Annotated in this window: 4 protein-coding genes and 3 pseudogenes; 2 read left to right on the top strand and 5 right to left on the bottom strand. The window is 55.6% G+C overall.

Going from position 1 to position 4,839, the window contains the following annotated elements:
• The 3 genes from AC0L2H_RS32325 to AC0L2H_RS32335 all read right to left on the bottom strand — a co-directional run.
• Window positions 1-341 (bottom strand): IS4/Tn5 family transposase DNA-binding protein (locus AC0L2H_RS32325; RefSeq protein ID WP_473593663.1); only part of this gene is annotated, 341 nt, incomplete at its 3' end.
• A 155-nt stretch (window positions 342-496) separates the two neighbouring features.
• Complete coding sequence (locus AC0L2H_RS32330) at window positions 497-730, bottom strand: hypothetical protein (RefSeq protein WP_019859987.1); 234 nt, start codon at window positions 728-730, stop codon at window positions 497-499.
• Window positions 717-1,481, bottom strand: a complete 765-nt coding sequence (locus tag AC0L2H_RS32335) for an IS110 family RNA-guided transposase (RefSeq protein WP_080643795.1) — start codon at window positions 1,479-1,481, stop codon at window positions 717-719. The genes AC0L2H_RS32330 and AC0L2H_RS32335 overlap by 14 nt, the downstream gene beginning before the upstream one ends.
• A gap of 179 nt (window positions 1,482-1,660) precedes the next feature.
• Here AC0L2H_RS32335 and AC0L2H_RS32340 point away from each other — a divergent pair.
• Window positions 1,661-1,900 (top strand): annotated as a pseudogene (locus AC0L2H_RS32340) (DDE-type integrase/transposase/recombinase); the annotation flags it as partial.
• A gap of 256 nt (window positions 1,901-2,156) precedes the next feature.
• Here the strand turns inward: AC0L2H_RS32340 and AC0L2H_RS32345 are convergent.
• Window positions 2,157-3,842 (bottom strand): NAD(P)/FAD-dependent oxidoreductase, encoded by a 1,686-nt coding sequence (locus AC0L2H_RS32345; protein WP_019859983.1) that lies wholly within the window; start codon window positions 3,840-3,842, stop codon window positions 2,157-2,159.
• Window positions 3,843-4,309: 467 nt separating this feature from the next.
• On the opposite strand from AC0L2H_RS32345, the pseudogene AC0L2H_RS32350 reads away from it, so the two are divergent.
• Window positions 4,310-4,459, top strand: a pseudogene (locus tag AC0L2H_RS32350) (IS256 family transposase); the annotation flags it as partial.
• 16 nt (window positions 4,460-4,475) lie between these two features.
• Here the strand turns inward: AC0L2H_RS32350 and AC0L2H_RS32355 are convergent.
• Window positions 4,476-4,768, bottom strand: a pseudogene (locus tag AC0L2H_RS32355) (transposase); the annotation flags it as partial.
• Window positions 4,769-4,839: the final 71 nt, after the last annotated feature.

Below are 4,839 nucleotides of genomic sequence, written 5' to 3' on the forward strand. Positions count from 1 at the left end.
GTGAAGCCGATTTTGCCCGGCTGCGCGCGGCTGTAGATAAATTCGGTCGTGTCCTGCAGGATAAGGATCGGGCCTTCGCTCGCCACAACGCGCGCCGCGGTCGCAGCGAAATGGCCGGCGAGAACGCTATGTTCGGTCACACGCGGATTGTCAAAGAAGCGGTAGGCCGCCTTCGCCGCCGCCCAGTCGCCGTAGGCCGCCGGGATTGGCTTGCCCGGCGCAGCTGACATCTGATCCAGCAACCGTCGCAGCCGACGGGCCAAACGCTTGTCGGGAAGGGCCGCAGCAGAAAGCTCTTCCTCCTGCCAAGCGGCTTCGCTGCTGCTGGTCTTGTCTCGCATCCGTGACGCCTCCGTGATTCGGCGTCACGGACAGAATCACGGCAGATTCATACGGGGCAATAGGCCCGCCGACGATGTGGGTAATCGAAAGCCGGTGAAGACCGTAGACGTGCGTATCCGGCGGCCATGAGCACCTGAGCACCGCGGTGCTGGGGTCAAGCTTTCGATAGGGAGACGCGATGATATTCTTCGAGGAGGAGTTTGACCTCCTCGATACCTTCATCGGTGAAGGCCAAGATCCCGTCGTCATCGATGGCCCCGTACACCCAGATGACGCCGTCCTCGGGCTCGAGACCGAGCGTCAGGTCCTGGATGAGCTCTTCGCTGACGCCGAGGTCCCTGGCGACACGGTCGACGGTGTAGACGTGATGCACCTTATTGCGCTGCATGATCAGGCCGCCGCTGGTTGGGAATGTCGCCGACGGCTGCCACGATACTCAGTGCCACCGTGACATCCACGCCGGTGATCGTCATCAGCCGCTTGACCCGTGGTTCCTGGAGGGCCGTCTTTGCGAGGCTTTTGTCAACCTGTGCAAGTTCTCCGCCAAGGCGATCGAGTTCACCGGCATGGCGAAGGACAACACGGCGCTGATCTTCGGCGAGCGGCTGAGCCTCCAGCCAAGTCCTGCCGCGCTTTGAGAACAGGGTGCCTTTGTAGGGCGGGATCAGGTTGGCGTGCAGAACCGAATGGATCCGGTTCTTGAGACGGGTCATCTGGGAGACGAGCTGCGTTCGTTCCGCTACCACGCGACGACGCGTCTCGGTTTCCTCATCCGGCATCCAGACTTCAGGCAGAAAGCCGCTCGCGTGGAGCTTGGCCAGCACAGCCGCGTCGATCTTGTCGGTCTTGACCTTGGCCCAGGCGATGGCCCGAACCAGGATCGGATTGGCTATGACCACCCTGCCCACAAAGGGCGAGAGCAACCGGACGATCGCGCTCGTATTGCCTGTCGCTTCGATGACGATCTCGTCATCCGGCTTGAGCTTCGTGGCGAACTGCAACAGGCGGCTGCGTTCGAGATCGATCCTCCCGGCATCCCGGATTTTGCCTTTCTCCAAGATCGCCATTTGAGCGAATGATCGGTGGACATCAAGGGCAATGCTTCTCATTCCCGGCTCCTTTCCAGGGTCAGCAACCATGGGAGTCGGCGGGCTTCACGACAACTACGGATCCGCGCTCGCAGCGCAACCGGGCAAGCCGAAGGGGGCGGCCCGATAACAACTCGAACTCTCAATTCATCAGGTACTTCGGCCTGCCCGCCATGCGTGCTCCCGACACCCCAATCCCGGTAGGTGGACGGTAGTCGATCCATCCGTGCAAGAAAATACGGATTGGCGCGTCGCGCCTATTCATGCCTGATAACAACCGGATCGAGCAGGGACATCGGCGGATCAAGCGCCGTGTTCGGCCGATGCTCGGCTTCAAATCTCCCGCAGCCGCAAGCATCATCCTCGACGGCATCGAAATGCTTCACATGATGCGCAAACGACAGGCGAGGTTCGCCTTCAACCCAAATCCGTCATTGGCCGAGCAGTTCGATATCCTCGCCGCCGCATAAGCACCGCCCGCCATCTCTTCTTGCAGTTCAACAAAAATTTGCTACAGAACCACACCAGAACCGATGCTACTGCATCCCGCGCCTGTCAGCGCAGGAAATCCCATCCTACCGGTCGACGATGGATTTTTGCGCCCTAAAGTGCCGATTCCCTGATATCCAACGCCGAAGTTTTCCCGGCCAGTATTTGATTGCAAATCTCCTCGAGTGTGGACGTTGCAAACATTTAAGAAGCCTTTTCTAAAGAATTTACCGGTTCTCAATATCGATAAGCGGAATTCATCGAATCAATGGGGTTACCGCTCAAGAGCTGGCCGCCACTGCTGCGGATAACAGCACATGCGGCATTCAAGCCCGTTTGTACCGCGCCCTCGACCCACCCGCCGGTAAAGGAGCATCCACATCCTGCGAGATACAAGCCCGTGTCTTCTTCCGGTCTTTTTGCGGTAGCGAATTGGAAAAATAGCCGTTCTGAATAGATGTCTTCACCAGGATAATTGAGCTTGAAGGCACCTACTGAATATGGATCCATCAGCCAATCGTGCTGCAGGACATGACGTTCATAGTCACCGTTAGCCGGGACTAGATAACGGGCGAAATCAGGGGAAATGGTGGCCAGATCATCGACCAGACGCTGGCACCGTTCCTTTTTGTCCAGAATGGAAAGCATTTTGTTAGCATCATCTTCCCATGTATAACTTAACAGCACAACGCCCTTACCATCCGGATCATCTGGCTGATAGTCTAGGCAGTAAACCCCTCTGGCAAGGCCATCTGACAAGATGGTTGTCGGCGTGCCCTTTTTTAACCAGAACTTGTTTTCCGTCAGCATAAACAGCTTGGAAGAGCCGGTAAGGTGAGTTTCTCTGACCGCTCGCAAAACTTCGTTAGTAAGAAAGGTTCCATCCGCCGTGAGACGATGGGCCAGCTCCATAGCTCGATTGCTGGTAGTGACGATGACGCGGTCAAAAGGCACGACCTGCCCTGCTGCGCATGTCACGAGAATCTGACCGCCCTGTTTGTAAATACGGCTTACATGACCGTAGCGGACACGCTGCCGCAAACTCACACCGTTAAGCTCCTGTTCAGCCAACCGTTTCACCAACAGGGAGATCCCTCCCATAATCATGCGCTGATCGTCCTCGTACCCGTTAATTACAAGACGCAGTATCTCAGTAAACGCGGCTTGGTACACAGGTAAAAAGCCTCCAGATCCAATTCCCAGCGATCCGAAAAGCTCAAAATCTTCCGGCCTTTTCCAAGGTACGCGCCCTGGTGGCTGCGGTCCGGTAAAGATGGTGACGAGGGCCGAATAGAAGGAGATGTCGCGAAACGAATCTAGCCAGGCCTGCCATGCGTCACGAGCTTGGTCAAAGCGATGCGACCGAAGCAAAGTTGTGATCTTCGCCGGTGCGGGCAGTTGAATCCCTTCGTGCACGTAACCGTCGCTTATCAAAGCCTGCCATCCTTGATGAACGCGCCTGAACAGTGGCGGCGGAGACTCGCCGGCCTGCCATAAATGACGCGCACCTCGATAGTGCACCTCGGTATCCACGATGCCCGGATCGGGGAAGGAAGCTGCGGTATCTATCCTCAATTTGTCCAGATAATGGAACAGGCAGGTTGCGCTGGAAGGAAAGCGCATAGCGCCCATCTCGGCAATGAGATGCGGTTCGCGCGGGTCGAAGATTTGTGACCAAGCCCGCCCACCCATACGATCCCGCGCCTCAAATAGCACGATGTCCGTTATTCCGGCGCGCAAAAGTTCAGTCGCCGCCACCAAGCCACTGATGCCGGCGCCCACAATGCCAACCCGCGGGCGCCGGCTGTTTTGAGCAAAGCTCCCAATACCACCTTCAGACTCGCTCAACCGCAAGAACGGTCCATAATCATACAGAAGATCGATACTCGGCAATGAATTTCTTGCGATGGTATTGTTCAGCATACCGCTCTCCGGTGATAGCTATATTTCTTGAGATCTAGTGTGGCTGCCCTCAGAGTGCCTCCTTCGTTAGATTGGAACGCCGCGGCCTCATCATAACAATTGCTGCGCATCGGAGACGCAACTAACTGTGTGTATTAGTAGAAAGCTTGCCAGATTCTGTACTTAGTAATAACAATCACCGCAAATCCATCTCGCTAATGGAAGACGATTTACGCGATATTTATTTGGAGCATAATGGATTGCTCAGTCGTAATCCATCGCGTTCCTCTTATATAGGGAAGTATCGCTCCCGCCACCGAGCATGTTACAAATACTCTGGCGCGATATCTTTTATCAGTGCTTGCTAATGATCCGAATTATCTATTTCTTTCTATCACTCAATTCCCACTGATTGAATTAATATTGCGTTTCATATGTAATATAATATGAGCTATGCTGGAATTGGGGTGACGAGGCTGATCAAGCGGCGCACCAAGGGCTCGCTATCCTCGAAAACCGCCAGGCTGATGGTCTTCAAGCTGATCATGGCCGCGGCCAGGACGTGGCGACGATTGAAAGGACAAAATCAGTTGCCGAAACTCATCGCAGTTGCCATGTTCCTGGACGGAATCGAGGTCATCGAAACGAAGCCGCAGAGCGCACCGTGCGATGGCGAACGGTGGCAAAAACGCTCTCGATGGGATTGGAGGTTCGCAGATGATCCCAATGTTCGGCGGGGAAGTCGTAGAACGCCAGCAAGGCATTCTGATCTTTCGTCAGGCAGTTGACCGCCTTGGGGTATTTCGCGCCATATTTGTCGACAAAGACGGCAATCGCCACCTCGGCTGAAGCCGGTTGGGAGCGGAAAAGATTTCGCGCAGGTCCGTCTTCACGGCGGTCTGGACAGATTTCGGCACCTTGTTCAGTACATTGGCGGTCTTGTGGACGTTATGCCGACGTCGGCATAACGTCCATTATGCCGATGTCCGGATTATGCCGACCTTGGGGGTGGATGTCG

It is taken from the genome of Mesorhizobium sp. WSM4871 (genome assembly GCF_055811295.1).

Excerpts from the sequence above, each read along its gene's own strand:
- AC0L2H_RS32335 (WP_080643795.1), bottom strand. The coding sequence starts at position 1,481 with ATGGTTGCTGACCCTGGAAAGGAGCCGGGAATGAGAAGCATTGCCCTT.
- AC0L2H_RS32330 (WP_019859987.1), bottom strand. The coding sequence starts at position 730 with ATGCAGCGCAATAAGGTGCATCACGTCTACACCGTCGACCGTGTCGCC.
- AC0L2H_RS32345 (WP_019859983.1), bottom strand. The coding sequence starts at position 3,842 with ATGCTGAACAATACCATCGCAAGAAATTCATTGCCGAGTATCGATCTT.